15 protein-coding genes and 1 tRNA gene are annotated in these 14,464 nt (G+C 59.4%); 5 read left to right on the forward strand and 11 right to left on the reverse strand.

The window, feature by feature from the left end; all coding sequences use genetic code 11:
• Nucleotides 1-214: 214 nt before the first annotated feature.
• From flgE to J3P81_RS18470, 6 genes are all read right to left on the reverse strand, one after another.
• Entirely contained in the window at nucleotides 215-1,513 is a 1,299-nt protein-coding gene (flgE, locus tag J3P81_RS18445; RefSeq protein WP_420767480.1) for a flagellar hook protein FlgE, read from the reverse strand.
• A 28-nt stretch (nucleotides 1,514-1,541) separates the two neighbouring features.
• Complete coding sequence (flgD, locus tag J3P81_RS18450; protein WP_420767481.1) at nucleotides 1,542-2,264, reverse strand: flagellar hook assembly protein FlgD; 723 nt, start codon at nucleotides 2,262-2,264, stop codon at nucleotides 1,542-1,544.
• A 15-nt stretch (nucleotides 2,265-2,279) separates the two neighbouring features.
• A complete protein-coding gene (gene flgC, locus J3P81_RS18455) occupies nucleotides 2,280-2,723 on the reverse strand; it encodes a flagellar basal body rod protein FlgC (protein WP_039591882.1) in 444 nt (147 codons plus the stop codon).
• 3 nt (nucleotides 2,724-2,726) lie between these two features.
• Complete coding sequence (gene flgB / locus J3P81_RS18460; RefSeq protein WP_420767482.1) at nucleotides 2,727-3,134, reverse strand: flagellar basal body rod protein FlgB; 408 nt, start codon at nucleotides 3,132-3,134, stop codon at nucleotides 2,727-2,729.
• Between the two features lie 338 nt (nucleotides 3,135-3,472).
• Nucleotides 3,473-4,300 (reverse strand): protein-glutamate O-methyltransferase CheR, encoded by an 828-nt coding sequence (gene cheR, locus J3P81_RS18465; RefSeq protein WP_420767483.1) that lies wholly within the window; start codon nucleotides 4,298-4,300, stop codon nucleotides 3,473-3,475.
• A gap of 54 nt (nucleotides 4,301-4,354) precedes the next feature.
• On the reverse strand, nucleotides 4,355-5,281 hold the full coding sequence (locus J3P81_RS18470; RefSeq protein WP_420767484.1) for a chemotaxis protein CheV: 927 nt from the start codon (nucleotides 5,279-5,281) through the stop codon (nucleotides 4,355-4,357).
• A 78-nt stretch (nucleotides 5,282-5,359) separates the two neighbouring features.
• Here J3P81_RS18470 and flgA point away from each other — a divergent pair, with 78 nt between their 5' ends.
• From flgA to J3P81_RS18490, 4 genes are all read left to right on the forward strand, one after another.
• Nucleotides 5,360-6,124, forward strand: a complete 765-nt coding sequence (gene flgA / locus J3P81_RS18475) for a flagellar basal body P-ring formation chaperone FlgA (protein ID WP_434560223.1) — start codon at nucleotides 5,360-5,362, stop codon at nucleotides 6,122-6,124.
• A 172-nt stretch (nucleotides 6,125-6,296) separates the two neighbouring features.
• A complete protein-coding gene (gene flgM, locus J3P81_RS18480) occupies nucleotides 6,297-6,611 on the forward strand; it encodes a flagellar biosynthesis anti-sigma factor FlgM (RefSeq protein ID WP_420767486.1) in 315 nt (104 codons plus the stop codon).
• Between the two features lie 48 nt (nucleotides 6,612-6,659).
• Complete coding sequence (locus tag J3P81_RS18485; protein WP_434560225.1) at nucleotides 6,660-7,127, forward strand: flagella synthesis protein FlgN; 468 nt, start codon at nucleotides 6,660-6,662, stop codon at nucleotides 7,125-7,127.
• Nucleotides 7,128-7,219: 92 nt separating this feature from the next.
• A complete protein-coding gene (locus tag J3P81_RS18490; protein ID WP_420767488.1) occupies nucleotides 7,220-7,966 on the forward strand; it encodes a flagellar brake protein in 747 nt (248 codons plus the stop codon).
• A 66-nt stretch (nucleotides 7,967-8,032) separates the two neighbouring features.
• On the opposite strand, the gene J3P81_RS18495 is transcribed toward J3P81_RS18490, so the two are convergent.
• The 5 genes from J3P81_RS18495 to J3P81_RS18515 all read right to left on the reverse strand — a co-directional run bounded on the left by J3P81_RS18495 (nucleotide 8,033) and on the right by J3P81_RS18515 (nucleotide 13,517).
• Entirely contained in the window at nucleotides 8,033-9,400 is a 1,368-nt protein-coding gene (locus tag J3P81_RS18495) for an MFS transporter (RefSeq protein WP_420767489.1), read from the reverse strand.
• A gap of 70 nt (nucleotides 9,401-9,470) precedes the next feature.
• Nucleotides 9,471-10,712, reverse strand: coding sequence for a glutamine synthetase family protein (locus J3P81_RS18500; RefSeq protein WP_434564137.1), 1,242 nt, complete (start codon nucleotides 10,710-10,712; stop codon nucleotides 9,471-9,473).
• Between the two features lie 217 nt (nucleotides 10,713-10,929).
• Nucleotides 10,930-11,622 (reverse strand): sensor histidine kinase, encoded by a 693-nt coding sequence (locus tag J3P81_RS18505; protein ID WP_420767490.1) that lies wholly within the window; start codon nucleotides 11,620-11,622, stop codon nucleotides 10,930-10,932.
• A complete protein-coding gene (locus tag J3P81_RS18510; protein ID WP_420767491.1) occupies nucleotides 11,615-13,222 on the reverse strand; it encodes a response regulator in 1,608 nt (535 codons plus the stop codon). Before J3P81_RS18510 ends, J3P81_RS18505 begins: the two co-directional genes overlap by 8 nt.
• Nucleotides 13,223-13,440: 218 nt before the next feature.
• A tRNA-Arg gene (locus J3P81_RS18515) sits at nucleotides 13,441-13,517 on the reverse strand.
• A gap of 524 nt (nucleotides 13,518-14,041) precedes the next feature.
• On the opposite strand from J3P81_RS18515, the gene J3P81_RS18520 reads away from it, so the two are divergent.
• Entirely contained in the window at nucleotides 14,042-14,368 is a 327-nt protein-coding gene (locus J3P81_RS18520; RefSeq protein ID WP_003178899.1) for an Arc family DNA-binding protein, read from the forward strand.
• Nucleotides 14,369-14,464 lie beyond the last annotated feature (96 nt).

Here is a 14,464-nt window from a genome sequence, read left to right on the forward strand (position 1 = left end):
CGGGTGGGCGCGTAAAGGCGCCCGCTGAAAGAAGCCCCCGATAGACCGCTGGTTTATCGGGGTTTTCTTTTGCCTGGCGAAAAGTAGGCGCCTGGGCCTGCCTCTTCGCGAGCCTGCTCGCGAAGAGGCAGGCCCAAACAATACAAAACTGAAGCTCATGAAAAAGCCCCTCTTTAGAGGGGCTCCTTGTGCAGCTTTGAAGCGACCTTCGGCATCAAGCCATCTGAATGATGGTCTGCATGATGGTGCTCTGGGTAGAGATGGTCTTGGCGTTCGCCTGGTAGTTGCTCTGCGCCTTGATCAGCTCGACCAGTTCGTTGGTCAGGTTGACGTTGGACTCCTCCAGGGAGTTGGAGACGATCGACCCCAGGGTGCCGGTCTGTGGAGCATCGTAGCCCGGGATACCCGAGGCGAACGTTTCCTTCCAGCTGGTGCCGCCTACTGGCTGCAGGCCTTGCTCGTTGGTGAAGCTGGCAAGGGCGATCTGGCCGATCGGCTTGGTCTGGTTGTTGCTGAAGTTGGCGAGCATCACACCGCTGCCATCGATGGTCAGGTTGGTGATCTGGCCGGTGGCGTAGCCGTTCTGGGCAGGAATCGAACGAGCGGTGTCGGCGTTGAACTGAGTGGTGTTGCCCATCGAAATCGTGATGGTCGGTGCGCTGGCGGCGCCGTTGGCGGTCCAGGTTCCGTTGGTCACGGTGCCCGGAACCCAGCCGGTCAACACCAGATCGCTGTTAACGGTCGCTGGCGGAGTGGTGACCGTGGTCAACTTGCCGCTCGAATCGAAGTTCATGGTCGAAGGAACAGGCGCGGTCGCACCGGTCGTGGTCGGCAAGCTGCCATCGAGGTTACGACCATCGATCAAGGTATAGACGTTCCAGGTATTGGAGCCTGTCTTGACCATGTATTGGTCCATCGAGTGCTGGTTACCCTGGGTGTCGTAGATCGGGGTGGTGAACTGCTTGGTAAAGGTCGCCGTGTCAGCCGGGTTGAACGCGGCAGTGATCGGCGTCGCCGTCGAGTTCAGGTTGATGGTCGACGAAACCAGGCTGGTGGCTTGCGGCGGCAGGTTCGAGGTGTCGATGCGCAGGTCGGTCAGGATACCGTTGAGGATCTTGCCGTTGGCATCCACGCCATAGCCCTGCAAACGAGCCGTGCCATCGCTGTTGGTGACGTAGCCTTCCTTGTCGGTCTTGAAAGTACCGGCACGGGTGTAGCTCAGGGAGCCGTCGTTGCTCAGGACAAAGAAGCCCTGGCCCTGGATCCCCATGTCCAGCACGTTGCCGGTGTTGTTCACGTCACCCTGGCCGAACTGCTGGGAAACGTTGGCCAGGCGCACGCCGTTGCCGACGGTCTTGCTGCCCGAACCCAGCTTGGTGGCCGAGTAGACGTCTTCGAATTCCGCGCGGGACGATTTGAAACCGGTGGTCGCCACGTTGGCGATGTTGTTGCCGGTCACGTCCAGCTGTTTGTTGGCTGCATAGAGACCGCTAAGGCCGATGTTGAAAGACATGTTGACTCCTTTTGCCGGTTAGTCGGCTCTACATACCAATAGTTTGTACTTTGGACAGGGCGATGCTGCCCAGCCCGGCCAGGTTGAGCATCAGCTCACCGCCCGTCTGGCTGATCGTCACGCTGCTGACCGTGGCCGGCAGGTTGGTGATCAGCGACGTGGCCTTGCCATCGATGGTGGTCGAGGCCGCGAAGGTGTACGTGCCCGACTCTACCGTCGTGCCCGCGTCGTTCTTGCCGTCCCAGATGAAGGCTGAGTTGCCCGACTTCTGGCTGCCCAGGTCGATGGTGCGGACGGTCTTGCCATCCTTGTCCATGATCTTGACGGTGAGGGAGGACACCGCCGCCGGAACCACCACGGTGCCGTTGAGGCTCTTGGAGGTGTCGACCACGGCCTTGTCACCCGGAGCGATCACCGAGCGGCCGACCAGGGACGAAGCCTGCAACGCTTGTGACGAGTTGTAGTTGCCGGCAATGCCGCTCACGGTTTCGTTGAGCGTGGTGATGCCTTCCAGGCTGCTGAATTGCGCCAGTTGGGCCACGAACTCACCGTTGTCCTGGGGTTCCAGCGGGTTCTGGTTTTTCAGCTGGGTCACGAGCAGTTGCAGGAACGCATCTTTGCCCAATTCCTGGTTGCCACTCGCCGCATTGGTCGCCGCACCCAGGCCATCGGCCTTGGTATTGGTCTTGACCGAGGAGTTGGCCAGAATCTCGTTGAGGCTCAAACCGCCTGTTGTATTGGTGACGCTCATATGAATCGCCCCTTATCACTGACCGAGGGTCAGGACCTTCTGCATCATGGTTTTGGCGGTGTTCATCATTTCGACGTTGGTCTGGAACGAACGACTGGCGGAAATCATGTCGGCCATTTCTTCGACGACGTTGACGTTCGGGTAATAGACATAACCCTTGGCGTCCGCGGCCGGATGGTTTGGCTCGTAACGTGCTTCGAGGTTGCTCTGGTCTTCAACGACGCCGAGCACCTGTACGCCCTGCCCCGCCGCGTCCTGGTCCTGGAACAGCGAATCGCTGCCGCCGGATTGGCCGCCCTGGAACATGGTGGCGAACACCGGGTGACGGGCGCGGTAGGTCTGGTCGATGCTCGACGAAACGGTCTCGGCGTTGGCGATGTTACTGGCGACGGTGTTCAGGCGAGTGGTCTGGGCACTCATGGCACTGCCGGCGATGTTGAAAACGCTCGCGATCGACATGACTTACTCTCCACGCAGGGCCGATACCAGCCCTTTGAATTTACTGTTGAGCAGGGTGAAGCTGGCCTGGAAGTTCACGGAGTTTTCCGCGTAGTTGGACTGTTCCAGTTGAGCGTCCACGGTGTTCTGGTCGACCGAGGGCTGCATAGGCGTGCGATACATCAACGACTCGTCGCCGCTGCCTACGCCTTCGGCTTCGATATGACGGCTGTTGGTCATGTTCAAGGCGAAGTGGCCGTTCTTGGTCTTCTCGTTCTGCTCGGCGAGTACCTTGGAAAAGTCCAGGTCACGGGCCTTGTAGTTCGGCGTGTCGGCGTTGGCGATGTTGTTGGCCAGGACTTCGGCACGCTGGGCGCGGAAGCTCAGGGCCTGTTCGTGGATACCGAGCGCTTTATCGAAGCTGATGCTCATGTCGGAAACCTTTGGGTGACCAGAATGTACGTACGAAGGCTTTAGCAAGCGCCGTGCCACTTTCCGAAAGCCCGTAAACCGGGGCTTTGCGGGCAACGGCAAAGCGGCAATGCCAGAAAAGCGGCAATCGGTTTCCGCCGGATGCCGCTTTTCTGCCGCTTTCGCAAGATGAATGCATTCCATTGTGGGAGCGAGCCTGCTCGCGAAAGCGGTGTGTCAGTCCGCATCGACATCGCCTGGAATATTGCTTTCGCGAGCAGGCTCGCTCCCACAGGGGCAGCAGCGACCGATAAAAAAAGGGAGCCCCGTGGGGCTCCCTTTTTTTTAACCCAAACCAATCACTTCGCCTGGTAAATGATCCCCGGGCTGCACTGGACCATCTGGTAATGGTCCGGCAAGCCGTTCAATGCCTCGGATGCACCCAGGAACAGATAACCACCCGGTTTCAGGGTGCTGTGGATGCGCATCAGGATGTCCTTCTTCACCTCAGCGGAGAAGTAGATCAACACGTTGCGGCAGAACACGATGTCGAACTTGCCCAGGCTGGCGTAACTGTCCAGCAAGTTGAACGAGCGAAACTCCACGCGGCTCTTGATGGGCGCCTTGACCACCCATTTGCCCGGCCCCTTGGCGTCGAAATAACGTTGCAGGCGATCGGGCGACAGGCCGCGGCCGATGGCCAGGCTGTCGTACTCGCCGGTCTTGCAGTTGTTGAGCATGGTCCCGGACAGGTCGGTGGCGACGATCTGCACGCCGCCTTTCAACTGGCCAATGTTGGTGCGCTCGAACTCATCAATGGACATCGACAAGGAATAAGGTTCCTGCCCCGACGAACAGGCCGCCGACCAGATCCGCAGGCGCTGGCCCGGGCTGGCCTTGATGGCCGCCGGCAATACCTTGTTCTTCAATACCTCAAAGGGATAGGTGTCACGAAACCACAGGGTTTCGTTGGTGGTCATGGCGTCCACGACCATCTCGCGCAAGCCACTGCGCGGCTGGGTCTGGATACGCTGAACCAACTCGCCCAATGACTTGATGCCCTGTTGTTCCATCAACTTATTGAGACGGCTCGACACCAGGTACTGCTTGTTTTCACCAAGCAAGATGCCACAGGCTTTTTCCAGGAAGACCCGGAACTGTTCGAAATCCAAATTACCCGTAGACAAAATACCGCCTCTTTTCACTGTATTGACTTGCCGGGCGCACAACGCGCCCGACCTTTAGCCTGCTGACTTGATTCGCTCGACGACTCGGGAAGCGAGGTCATCGGGCCGGAACTTGGCCAGGAAGTCATCGGCGCCGACCTTCTTGACCATTGCCTGGTTGAACACCCCAGACAACGAAGTATGCAAGATGATGTGCAGCTTTTGCATACGCGGGTCGCTGCGGATTTCCGATGTCAGCGTGTAGCCGTCCATCTCCGGCATCTCGATGTCGGAGATCATCATCAGGAACTCCTCTTCCGGCTTCTTGCCTTCGTCGACCAGGTTGCGCAGGTAATCCAGCGCTTGCCGCCCATCGTTCAGCGCAATCACTTCGACGCCGACCGTTTGCAGGCAACGCGTGACCTGCTTGCGGGCCACCGAGGAATCGTCGACGGTCAGCACCCGCAGGGAAACCGCCTTGTGCTGGGTCTCGGCATCTATCACGCCAACGGAAATCGTTTCCGGGGTCGGCGCCACTTCGGCGAGGATTTTCTCCACGTCGATGATTTCCACCAACTGGTTATCGACCCGGGTCACCGCCGTGAGGTAGTGGTCGCGGCCGGTCCCTTTGGGTGGTGGATGGATCTCTTCCCAGTTCATGTTGACGATGCGCTCCACCGATCGCACCAGGAACCCTTGGGTCTTGGTGTTGTACTCGGTGATGATCACAAACGGATTGCTCTGGTCCAGCAGTCGGCCGGAACCGGTCGCCATCGCCAGGTCGAGAATCGGGATGGTCGCTCCCCGGATATTCGCCACACCGCACACGACGGGACTGGATTTCGGCATCAGGGTCAGCTTGGGGCATTGCAGCACCTCGCGAACCTTGAACACGTTGATCCCATACAATTGTCGGCCGTCGAGACGGAACAACAACAGCTCCAGGCGATTCTGACCCACCAGCTGTGTGCGCTGGTTTACCGAATCCATCACTCCCGCCATGCCCTGACTCCTACCTAACGCTAATGTGTCCGACGCGCATTCATCACTAAACGGCACGGGGCTTGCTATTGAACCGGCATGAACGCACAAACGACATTTTCTCGACGCCTGACCACTCACTGCCGCCACTGGCTCGGTGCACTGCTGGCTGCCTGCCTGCTCGCTTCGGGCGGTCCTGCCCTTGGTGCCGCTGCGGTAACCTTGCCTGATCTCCTTATCGGCGTCACTCAGGGCTTTCTTGAGTTCACCGTAGAAGACTATCTGGCAACCAGTCAAACCGAAGGTCGCTACGAGATTGAAGTCAACCAGCTCGACCCGCGCCTGCGGATGCCGATGTGCGACAAGGAATTGACTGCCTCGCTGGAGAGCCCGGCCAGGCCCCTGGGCCGCGTCACGGTGAAGGTTCGTTGCGATAGCGCCGCGCCCTGGACGGTGTTCGTGCCCGCTCAAGTGCGCCTGTACCGGGAAATTGTCACCACCACTCGCCCACTCAAGCGGGCCGGGATCGTCGAGCCGCAGGACGTGGTCCTGCGTGAGCGCGACGTCAGCCAGATCAGCCAGGGTTTCCTGACCTCCGTCGATGAGGCCGTTGGGCAGAAACTTGTCCGACCAATGGTCGCCGACCAGGTGGTGACCCAGGTGCATCTGGAACAGGCCGAGGTGGTTCGCAAGGGCGACCAAGTGGTCATCACCGCTCGCAGCGGCACCCTGGCCGTGCGGATGCCCGGCGAGGCCCTGGCCAACGGTGGCATGCGCGAACAGATTCGGGTGAAAAACCTCAATTCCCAACGGGTCATCAAGGCACAGGTGATAGCGCCTGGCCAGGTGGAAGTGGCTATGTAAGAGGCTGTAAGGAGGGTAGACAGGCTGGCGCTTGACCTCGGTGTTCCCTAGACTGTGCCTTGTACGAAGGCAAGCGCGGACGTGCGCTCGTTCATTTGAAAAATGAGCCTAAAGTTTTTTTGGGGATGGCCGAAAACATGGCAAGCGTCCAAATACCCAGAGGTTTTTTACCATGGTCATCGATTTCAATCGTTTAAACAGCTCCTCGCCCCTGACAGGCACTGCGCGCACCAGCGCCAGCAAGGAAACCGTCGAAACCGACAAATCCAAGCCAGCCGACCAGGCCGCCACTGTCAGCAACGGGGAATCGGTACACCTCAGCAATGAGGCTCAACAGTTGCAGAAGGTCACTGACAAGCTGCGCGATCAACCTGTCGTCGACAACGCCCGCGTGGCCGCGTTGAAAGCAGCAATCGCCGATGGCAGCTATCAAGTCGACAGCAACCGTGTAGCCAGCAAGCTGCTCAACTTCGAAGCCCAGCGCTAGGCCCCCGCCTGCGCCAGGCTTTTGGACGCTTAAGACCCAAGGCCAGCCATGCACGACACTCATTTATTGCAACTGATCATCGACGACTTCGCTCCAGCGCAACAATTGTTGGAGCTGTTGCAGACCGAAGCCCTGGCATTGCACGGGCGGGACATGCCCCTGCTGGAAAATATTCTGGCGCAAAAGCAGGCATTGATCATTTTGCTCGACCAGCATGGCCGCAAGCGCAGCGAAATCCTCGCCAGCCTCAACCTGCCCGCCGATAACAGTGGCCTTGAGCAATTGGCCAGCCAATCGTCGATCGGCGATCAGCTGTTGTCGCAAAGCGCCGTGCTCAACGACCTGCTCAACCAGTGTCAGGCCGCCAATGCTCGAAACGGCCAGTCTATCCAGATGCAACAGGCCGCCACCGCCAATCAGTTGCGTATTCTCAATGGCGGCGAAATCCCGACGCTCTATGACGCTCGCGGCTCGACCGCGAAAATGGTCAAGCACCGCCCGCTCAGCCAGGCATGAAGCGAACGATGCCGGAGCACTATCAACGCGCGATACATGCTGGCAAAATGCTGGCTCTTTGTAGTCGTATTTTGCCTGGAGATTGACCCACCGTGTTCAATGCCTCAAACGCGGATGATGCTCCGCAGCCGCCCAAGGTCCTCGCCACCCCTCTGGAAATCTCCGGCAATCTGCGGATGCTGCAAGACAGTCACGACCCGCTGATCATCACCTTCCACGAGCGCAGCCAGCGGTTCCAGAGTTACCTGGTGGATGTCGATCGCGAAACCAACACCATCGCCCTGGACGAAATGATTCCTCGGGACGGTGAACGTTTCCTACTGGCCGGCGAGCCGTTTCGCGTCGAGGGTTTCCATGACGGCGTGCGCATCGCGTGGGAGGGCAACGGCCCATTGACCATTCAGGAATCGAGCGATGGCCGCTGCTATCGCGGCGCCTTGCCTGAAGAAGTGGTGTATCACCAGCGCCGCAACGCCTTCCGGGCCGCATTGAAACTGGCGCAACTGGTGAACGTGGAGTTGGGTGGCGACAAGCTCAAATCACCGGTGAATGGCAAGCTGCTGGATATTTCCGCAACCGGCTGCAAGCTGCGCTTCGATGGCGATATCACTGAGCGGCTGCAGCTGGGCCAGGTTTACGAGCGCTTCATCGCCGCCCTACCGTTTGGCAGCATGACCGCGCCGGTGGAACTACGCTACCTGCATTTCGAAGAGCGGATCAACACCACGTTCGCAGGCGTGCGCTTCCATAACATCAGCGGCCTGGTACAACGCCAGGTGGAACGCTTCGTGTATCAATTGCAGCGTGAAGCCCGTCGGTTCGATAAAGACGACTTCTGATTTCCGGCGCGCTATAAAAAAACGGGCAATCCCTTTGCAAGGATTGCCCGTTTTTTTATGCCGGTCTCAGGGCCTGGCCTGGGTGAAATCGGACGGTGGCAGTTCGTCGTCGGCGCCTTCGGTGACCGGCTCCAATTCAGGTTGAGGCTCGGGCTCGACGTCCGGATTGGGCGAGGCCTGCATCTGCTCCTGCACCACTTGCTCGTCGACCCGCGGATCGAGGCACGCCACCAAGGGTGAACTGGTCATGTTGTCCGGCATGGCCACGTGATGCAGCGGCGCGTCGTCGACCTGGTGCAGGTTGGTGACCGCTTTCGGCCGGATCCGCCATACCAGCAGCAACGCAAACAGGGCAAAAAAGCCATAGAGCATCTGGCTGCCGTACAGCTTCATCAGCACCCCGGCCACCAACGGGCCGATGCTGGCGCCCACGCCGTAGGTCACTAGCAGCATCGCGGTGAGCGACACCCGGCGATCACCCTCGACGTGGTCATTGGAAAACGCGACCGCCAGCGGGTACAGGCAAAACTGCACCAACGAACAGCAGAAACCAGCGATGAACAATACTTCCAGCGGCGCCTTCGACAGGATGGCCAGCGGCAAGGCACACACCACCAGGGCCAGTGCGAAGCAGCGGATCAACAGGGCCCGATCGTAACGATCCGACAGCCAACCCAGCGGCCATTGCACCAGCAGGCCGGCAAAGATGCAGCAGCCCATGAACAAGCCGACCTGCTCGGTACTCAGGCCCTGCTGGGAGGCGTACAGCGGTGCCAGGCCGTAGAAGGAGCCGACGATCAGCCCGGAGCCCAACACCGTGGTCAACGATTGCGGTACGCGCTTGATAAAGAAGCGCGGCTCCATCGGCGCCGGATGCAACGGCGCCGGGTGAATCCGCCGGGTCAATGCCACCGGCACCAGGCACAGGGCGAAACACAACGCCACCAACATCAGCAATTCAAGGCCCAGGGCCGGATGCATGACCAGGATCAGTTGGCCCAGCACCAGCCCCAGGTAGGAAGCAATCATATAGCCGCTGAACACTACCCCGCGTTGCTTGGCATCGGCCTGCTCGTTGAGCCAGCTTTCGATAACCATGTACTGGCACATCATGCCCAGGCCGACAATCATCCGCAGCACGATCCAGGCCGGCAGCCAGTTCACCAGGCCATGGCCCAATACCGCCGCACCGACGATCCCGGCGCAAGCCGAATAGGCGCGAATATGCCCGACGCGGCCAATCAGCCGGTGGCCGATCTTGCCGCCCAGCACCAGGCCGAAATAGTTCGCCGCCATCAGCGCACCGACCCACAGGCTGTCCACGTTGTCGGCGGCCAGGCGCAGGGCCAGGTAAGTACTCAGAAGGCCTGAGCCGATGAGCATCATCAGCGAGGCGAAATAAAGCGCTCGAAAAGGTTTCCAGATTTGGCGCATCGGCGTTCCGAGCGGCTCCTTGAGGTAAGTAAGGGCTATCTTTGGAAGATAGCCCGAATGCGACGGTTCGTTATGCCTGGGCCGCCAAAACGCGCCGCTCCCAGGGCGTGATTTCGTCAAAGAAACTGGTCAGTTCCAGGGTTTTCGAGGCAACGTAACCTTCGATGAACTCGCTACCGAACAGTTCCTTCGCCAAGTGGCTACGCTTGAGACGTTCAAGCGCTGCATGCAAGGTACATGGCAAAGACAGATTCTCCGGCACCTCGAACTCGCCCTGGATCGCGGGACCCGGTTCCAGGCGACTCTCGATGCCATGGAGCCCCGCCGCCAGACTGGCGGCAATCGCCAGGTAAGGGTTGGCATCGGCTCCCGGCAAGCGGTTCTCGACCCGCCGGGCTACCGGCGCACTCGCAGGAATGCGCAGCCCGGCCGAACGATTGTCATGGGACCAACAGGCATTGTTTGGCGACGCGAATGGATGGCAGAGGCGGTGGTAGGAATTCACGTTTGGCGCGAACAGCGCGGTGAAATCCGCCATGCCGGCCTGCTGCCCGCCAATGAAGTGCCGGAACGTCGCGGTCGGCTCGCCCGCATCGTCGCTGAATACATTGCGACCGCTGCCCAGCTCGACGACGCTCTGGTGAATGTGCATCGAACTGCCCGGCGTTCGCGCCAGCGGCTTGGCCATGCAGACCACCGTCAGGCCATGCTTGAGGGCCACCTCCTTGAGCAAATGCTTGAACAGGAACGTCTGGTCGGCCAACAGCAGAGCATCGCCGTGGAGCAGATTGATTTCAAACTGGCTGACGCCCATTTCATGCATGAACGTGTCGCGCGGCAGGCCTAGCGCCGCCATGCATTCATAGACTTCGGTGAAGAACGGTCGCAGGCCGTTGTTGGAATTGATGCTGAACGCCGATTGGCCATCTTCGCGACGACCATCCAGGCCCATCGGCGGCAGGAATGGCTGGGAAGGATCCGGGTTGGGCGCGAACACAAAAAACTCCAGCTCCGTCGCCACTACCGGCGCTAGCCCGAGCGCCGCATATCGAGCGATCACGGCCTTGAGCTGACCACGCGTCGACAGAGGTGAGCTTTCGCCGCTGAGCTCATCGGCGTCGCAGATCGCCAAGGCGCGCGGCGGATGGCTCCACGGCAGCCGGTGGATCTGCTGTGGATCGGCCACCAACGCCAGGTCGCCGTCGTCACTGCCGTAAAAGCGCGCTGGCGGATATCCGCCCATGATGCATTGCAGCAGCACACCGCGCGCCATCTGCAACCGCCGGCCTTCAAGGAAGCCCTCGGCGCTCATTACCTTGCCCCTGGGTACGCCATTCAAATCCGGCGTGACACATTCAATCTCATCAATGCCCGTCAATCGCTGTGCGAGTGAACACTGGCCATCGGTCGTCATGACGCAATCCTTGTTATGTGCGAGCCGCGAACGGCAACCCGTACAAAATAGGCTCCGGCTGTTCGGAATATCAAGCATCCCGAGACAATAAACATCTGACGGGGATATGGACAGCTCAGGGCAGGTAAAGCCTGAACACCCCACCGCCCAGCACACCGCCATTGGCAATCTCGGTATGCCCGCTCAAGCCGCCACGCTGATGCAACCCGGCGATCCTGGCGGCGAAATACAGGCCAAGGCCGGTGCTGCCGCTGCTGTGGTTGATGCCCTGCACATACTCGGCCTGGCGCTCAATCATTTCGGCCGGGTAGCCTTCGCCGTCGTCATTGATGGTCAGCACCAATTGCCCAGCCTCGTCGCTCACGCTGATCAACAACGCCTGGCGCGCGTGGCGAATGGCATTGTTGATCATGTTGTCGAGCACCGACGCGATCAGCTCACGGTCGAAGAAACCCAGCGGGCTCAGCGGATCGACCTCATAGGTGGCCATGATCCCGCGACTGCGGAACACGTCCTGATGGCCGGCCAACTGCGCTTCGATGAAGTCATCCAGTTCGTGGTAGGCCGGATGCAGCGGCAATTGATTCACGCCCAGCTTGTATAACCCGAGCAACTGCACCAGCAGCCCATTGAGATGGGCAAACTCGAACTCCATCACGCCCTGCTCCGAGGTCTGCCGCGCAGGTTCCGGCAGGCGCTCGAGCCATTGCGTATGAGCCTGCATGAGCAGGGTCAGGGAGTTTTTCATGTCATGCACGGTAGACGCGATCACCGTGGAGAAATCGAGAGCTTGTTCGCTGTCATTCATCGCCAAATGCCTTGCTTCGCAGTTTCTGATAACGCGCAAAACGCGCATCGGTGTCGGGCATCATGCCCACCAGTTTCAGGCAGGCACGGCATTCCTGCAGCAGCTGCGATTCAACACTGGTATCGGTGCCGTGCAGCAGGGATTGCGCCATGTTCAGGGCAATACTGATGTTCTTCGGCTGCAGCTTCAGTGCACGCCGGAACAATTCCCGCGCCTCGGGCAACGCGCCGGTCTTGTAGACACGCACGCCTTCGCGATTCAGCTCGGCGGCGGCGTTGCCCTGGTTAAGGATATTCGGGTCGTCGGTGAGCTTGGCAATGCCCTGCATCACGGTCGGATCATCGCCATAGATCTCCGCGCAGTTCTTGAGCATCGATTCGCCGGCGCTGGTCTGGCCGAGCATCTGTAGCTGCTTGGCCACCAGCAGCGCGGCTTCGGCACTCATGAACTGTTCCATGCCGTCGAGACGCTGCAAGGCTTGCTCGGTGAGCTTTTCGGCGGTTTCGGCATCATTGAGCAACAGGCTCGTTGCTTTCATCAGCCGCGCCCGGACCTGCAGGCCCGGATCGCTGGGGTTATCTTTCGCCACCGCGCTAAGCGTGGTGTTGATTTCCAGCCTCGTCCGGGTGTCCAGGCCCTTCTCGCTGCCCTTGCTGATCAAGGCATGGGCCAGGCCAAGGTTGCTCTCCGGATCCTTGAATCGCGATTGCGCCCCCTGCCCGACCGCCTGGCGATAGGCTTTCGACGCGGTCTCGTAATCCTCGTTGGTCATCGCCAGCTTGCCCAGCAGTGACTGCCGACGCACCGCCAACGGCGACAACCGCACCGCTTCCTCCAATACGTTCTGGGCCTGCTTCGTGTCGCCTTCAGCCACCAACACGTCGGCCATGCCGTCGTACAGGGCCGGCATCATCGGAAAGACTTTCAGGGCCTTTTCATAGACAGCCTTGGCTTCGCCTATCTGCCCGCGCTTGAACAACAACTTTCCCAACCCCGCGTACGCCCACGGCAACGGGCGATCCGCGATGATGGAGTTGTACAACCGCTCAAGGGCCTCGTTCTGATTCAGGTCGCGCAGCGCATCGGCCCGATAACGCAGGCACAGTGGGCCGTAGCGCGGGTCCTGCTTGCACAGGGCGATGCAAGCATTGAGCACTTCCATCGGCTTGCCACGATCGAGCGCCTGCAGGATCGGTTTGAGCAACGTTTTGCGCTGCTCCAGGCGCTCCAACCGCTGGGCCAGGCCGGAGCGATTGAATGGTTTGGTCAGGTACGCATCCGGCTCATGTTCCAGGGCGCTGAGCACCATGGCCTGGCTGGTCTCGGCGGTCACCATGAGAAACACGCTCTCATGGCTGATCAACTTCTCGACCATCAGGTCTTCCAGCACCTGCTGGCCGTTCTTGCGCCCGTCGCCCAGGTGATAATCCTGCAAGATGAAGTCATAACGCTTCTGCGAACACATGCGCAGCGCCACTTCACCGGTATCGGCGGTGTCCACGTCCTTGACGCCCAACTCCCGCAACATCGACCGGACGGAGCTGCGGAAATCCGAGAAATCATCGACGATCAGAAAACTTTTTTGGTGGTACGCCAGCATCGAGGATGTCCAGGCAAATAAGAAAATGAACTCAATGGCAAAACAAACGAAACACCGCCTCCCGGCCGGCAAAGCGCGCAGATGATAGACAGCCGCGACGCATACCGCGAGCCGTTCCAGGACGCCGGGACGTCAGGAAAGGAGACTCATCGGGTTATCGGCCGCAAACGGGGTTCCGTTAGAAGATCGTGGGGACTTGCAGGGCTGCGGGATAATAATGGTGTCCCAGGGCAGGTTCGAACTGCCAACCTTCCCCTTAGGAGGGGGATGCTCTATCCAATTGAGCTACTGAGACACGGGTCGACCACGAGAAACGCGGTGCGTTGGACGGCGAGCATGTTAACGGCCACTCTCGCGTTTGTCATGTCGTCGCTGCCTATTAAGTGTAGGCAAATAGTACGACCCTTACGCCACGCCAAGGGAAGGCCGCCCAAATATGGCGCCATTCATCTATCCACAGCCTCCGGGCCTAGTAAATCGGCCTTTTGCCACTATCCTATACGTAACTAGAAAGGCAGACGTTTAGTTGCGTATCGGTTATCCGCCCAACGGTATGGCACAACGACACGATGCAGTGGTCACAAAATGCGGAACCTGTGTGTTTTTCAAACCAGTCCGCATTTTTTGAGAAGAGTACTGGCATAACGCCTTTACCCGGATCAGAATTTGTCACAGAATTGGCGCCAATGATCTGGCAATTTTGAGGCATGATGCGGCCTCTTAACATTCAGGTTGAACATTTGGCAACGGGCCTTGTCCTATCGACATCCTGCGGCCAATCCCCAGAACCGCTCCCCTGAACTAACCGGTTAAATAAATATGCGCCCATTGAAACAGGCAATTTATTCCAGCCGTACGGCTGACAAGTTCGTCGTGCGTCTGCCAGACGGAATGCGGGAACGCATTGCCGAGGTGGCTCGTAATCATCACCGCAGCATGAACTCTGAAATCATCGCGCGCCTTGAGCAAAGCCTGATTCAGGAAGGTGCGTTGGGTGAAGAATTGAGCATGCGCCTGGACAGCCCGGAGCTGTCGCTGCATGAGCGCGAGTTGCTTCAACGCTTCCGACAACTCTCCCATCGCCAGCAGAACGCCCTCGTTTCGCTGATTGCTCATGATGCCGAAATGGCCGCTGACGCGTCCTGATCGTGTCCAGGGTAATAAAGCCAGCTTAACGCTGGCTTTTTTTCGCCCGGCGTTTGGCGACCTGGGGGGGGGGCGGGAAAACCATCACCCAGAAAA

Origin of the sequence: Pseudomonas sp. R1-6 (assembly GCF_051132115.1) — a bacterium.
Classification (GTDB): Bacteria; Pseudomonadota; Gammaproteobacteria; order Pseudomonadales; family Pseudomonadaceae; genus Aquipseudomonas.

What these genes read in the sequence shown, in the direction of transcription:
- flgE (WP_420767480.1), bottom strand. Translation starts at nt 1,513, where the DNA reads ATGTCTTTCAACATCGGCCTTAGCGGTCTCTATGCAGCCAACAAACAG.
- flgD (WP_420767481.1), bottom strand. Translation starts at nt 2,264, where the DNA reads ATGAGCGTCACCAATACAACAGGCGGTTTGAGCCTCAACGAGATTCTG.
- flgC (WP_039591882.1), bottom strand. Translation starts at nt 2,723, where the DNA reads ATGTCGATCGCGAGCGTTTTCAACATCGCCGGCAGTGCCATGAGTGCC.
- flgB (WP_420767482.1), bottom strand. Translation starts at nt 3,134, where the DNA reads ATGAGCATCAGCTTCGATAAAGCGCTCGGTATCCACGAACAGGCCCTG.
- J3P81_RS18470 (WP_420767484.1), bottom strand. Translation starts at nt 5,281, where the DNA reads ATGGCGGGAGTGATGGATTCGGTAAACCAGCGCACACAGCTGGTGGGT.
- flgA (WP_434560223.1), top strand. Translation starts at nt 5,360, where the DNA reads ATGAACGCACAAACGACATTTTCTCGACGCCTGACCACTCACTGCCGC.
- flgM (WP_420767486.1), top strand. Translation starts at nt 6,297, where the DNA reads ATGGTCATCGATTTCAATCGTTTAAACAGCTCCTCGCCCCTGACAGGC.
- J3P81_RS18485 (WP_434560225.1), top strand. Translation starts at nt 6,660, where the DNA reads ATGCACGACACTCATTTATTGCAACTGATCATCGACGACTTCGCTCCA.
- J3P81_RS18495 (WP_420767489.1), bottom strand. Translation starts at nt 9,400, where the DNA reads ATGCGCCAAATCTGGAAACCTTTTCGAGCGCTTTATTTCGCCTCGCTG.
- J3P81_RS18500 (WP_434564137.1), bottom strand. Translation starts at nt 10,712, where the DNA reads ATGAGCGCCGAGGGCTTCCTTGAAGGCCGGCGGTTGCAGATGGCGCGC.
- J3P81_RS18505 (WP_420767490.1), bottom strand. Translation starts at nt 11,622, where the DNA reads ATGAATGACAGCGAACAAGCTCTCGATTTCTCCACGGTGATCGCGTCT.
- J3P81_RS18510 (WP_420767491.1), bottom strand. Translation starts at nt 13,222, where the DNA reads ATGCTGGCGTACCACCAAAAAAGTTTTCTGATCGTCGATGATTTCTCG.
- J3P81_RS18520 (WP_003178899.1), top strand. Translation starts at nt 14,042, where the DNA reads ATGCGCCCATTGAAACAGGCAATTTATTCCAGCCGTACGGCTGACAAG.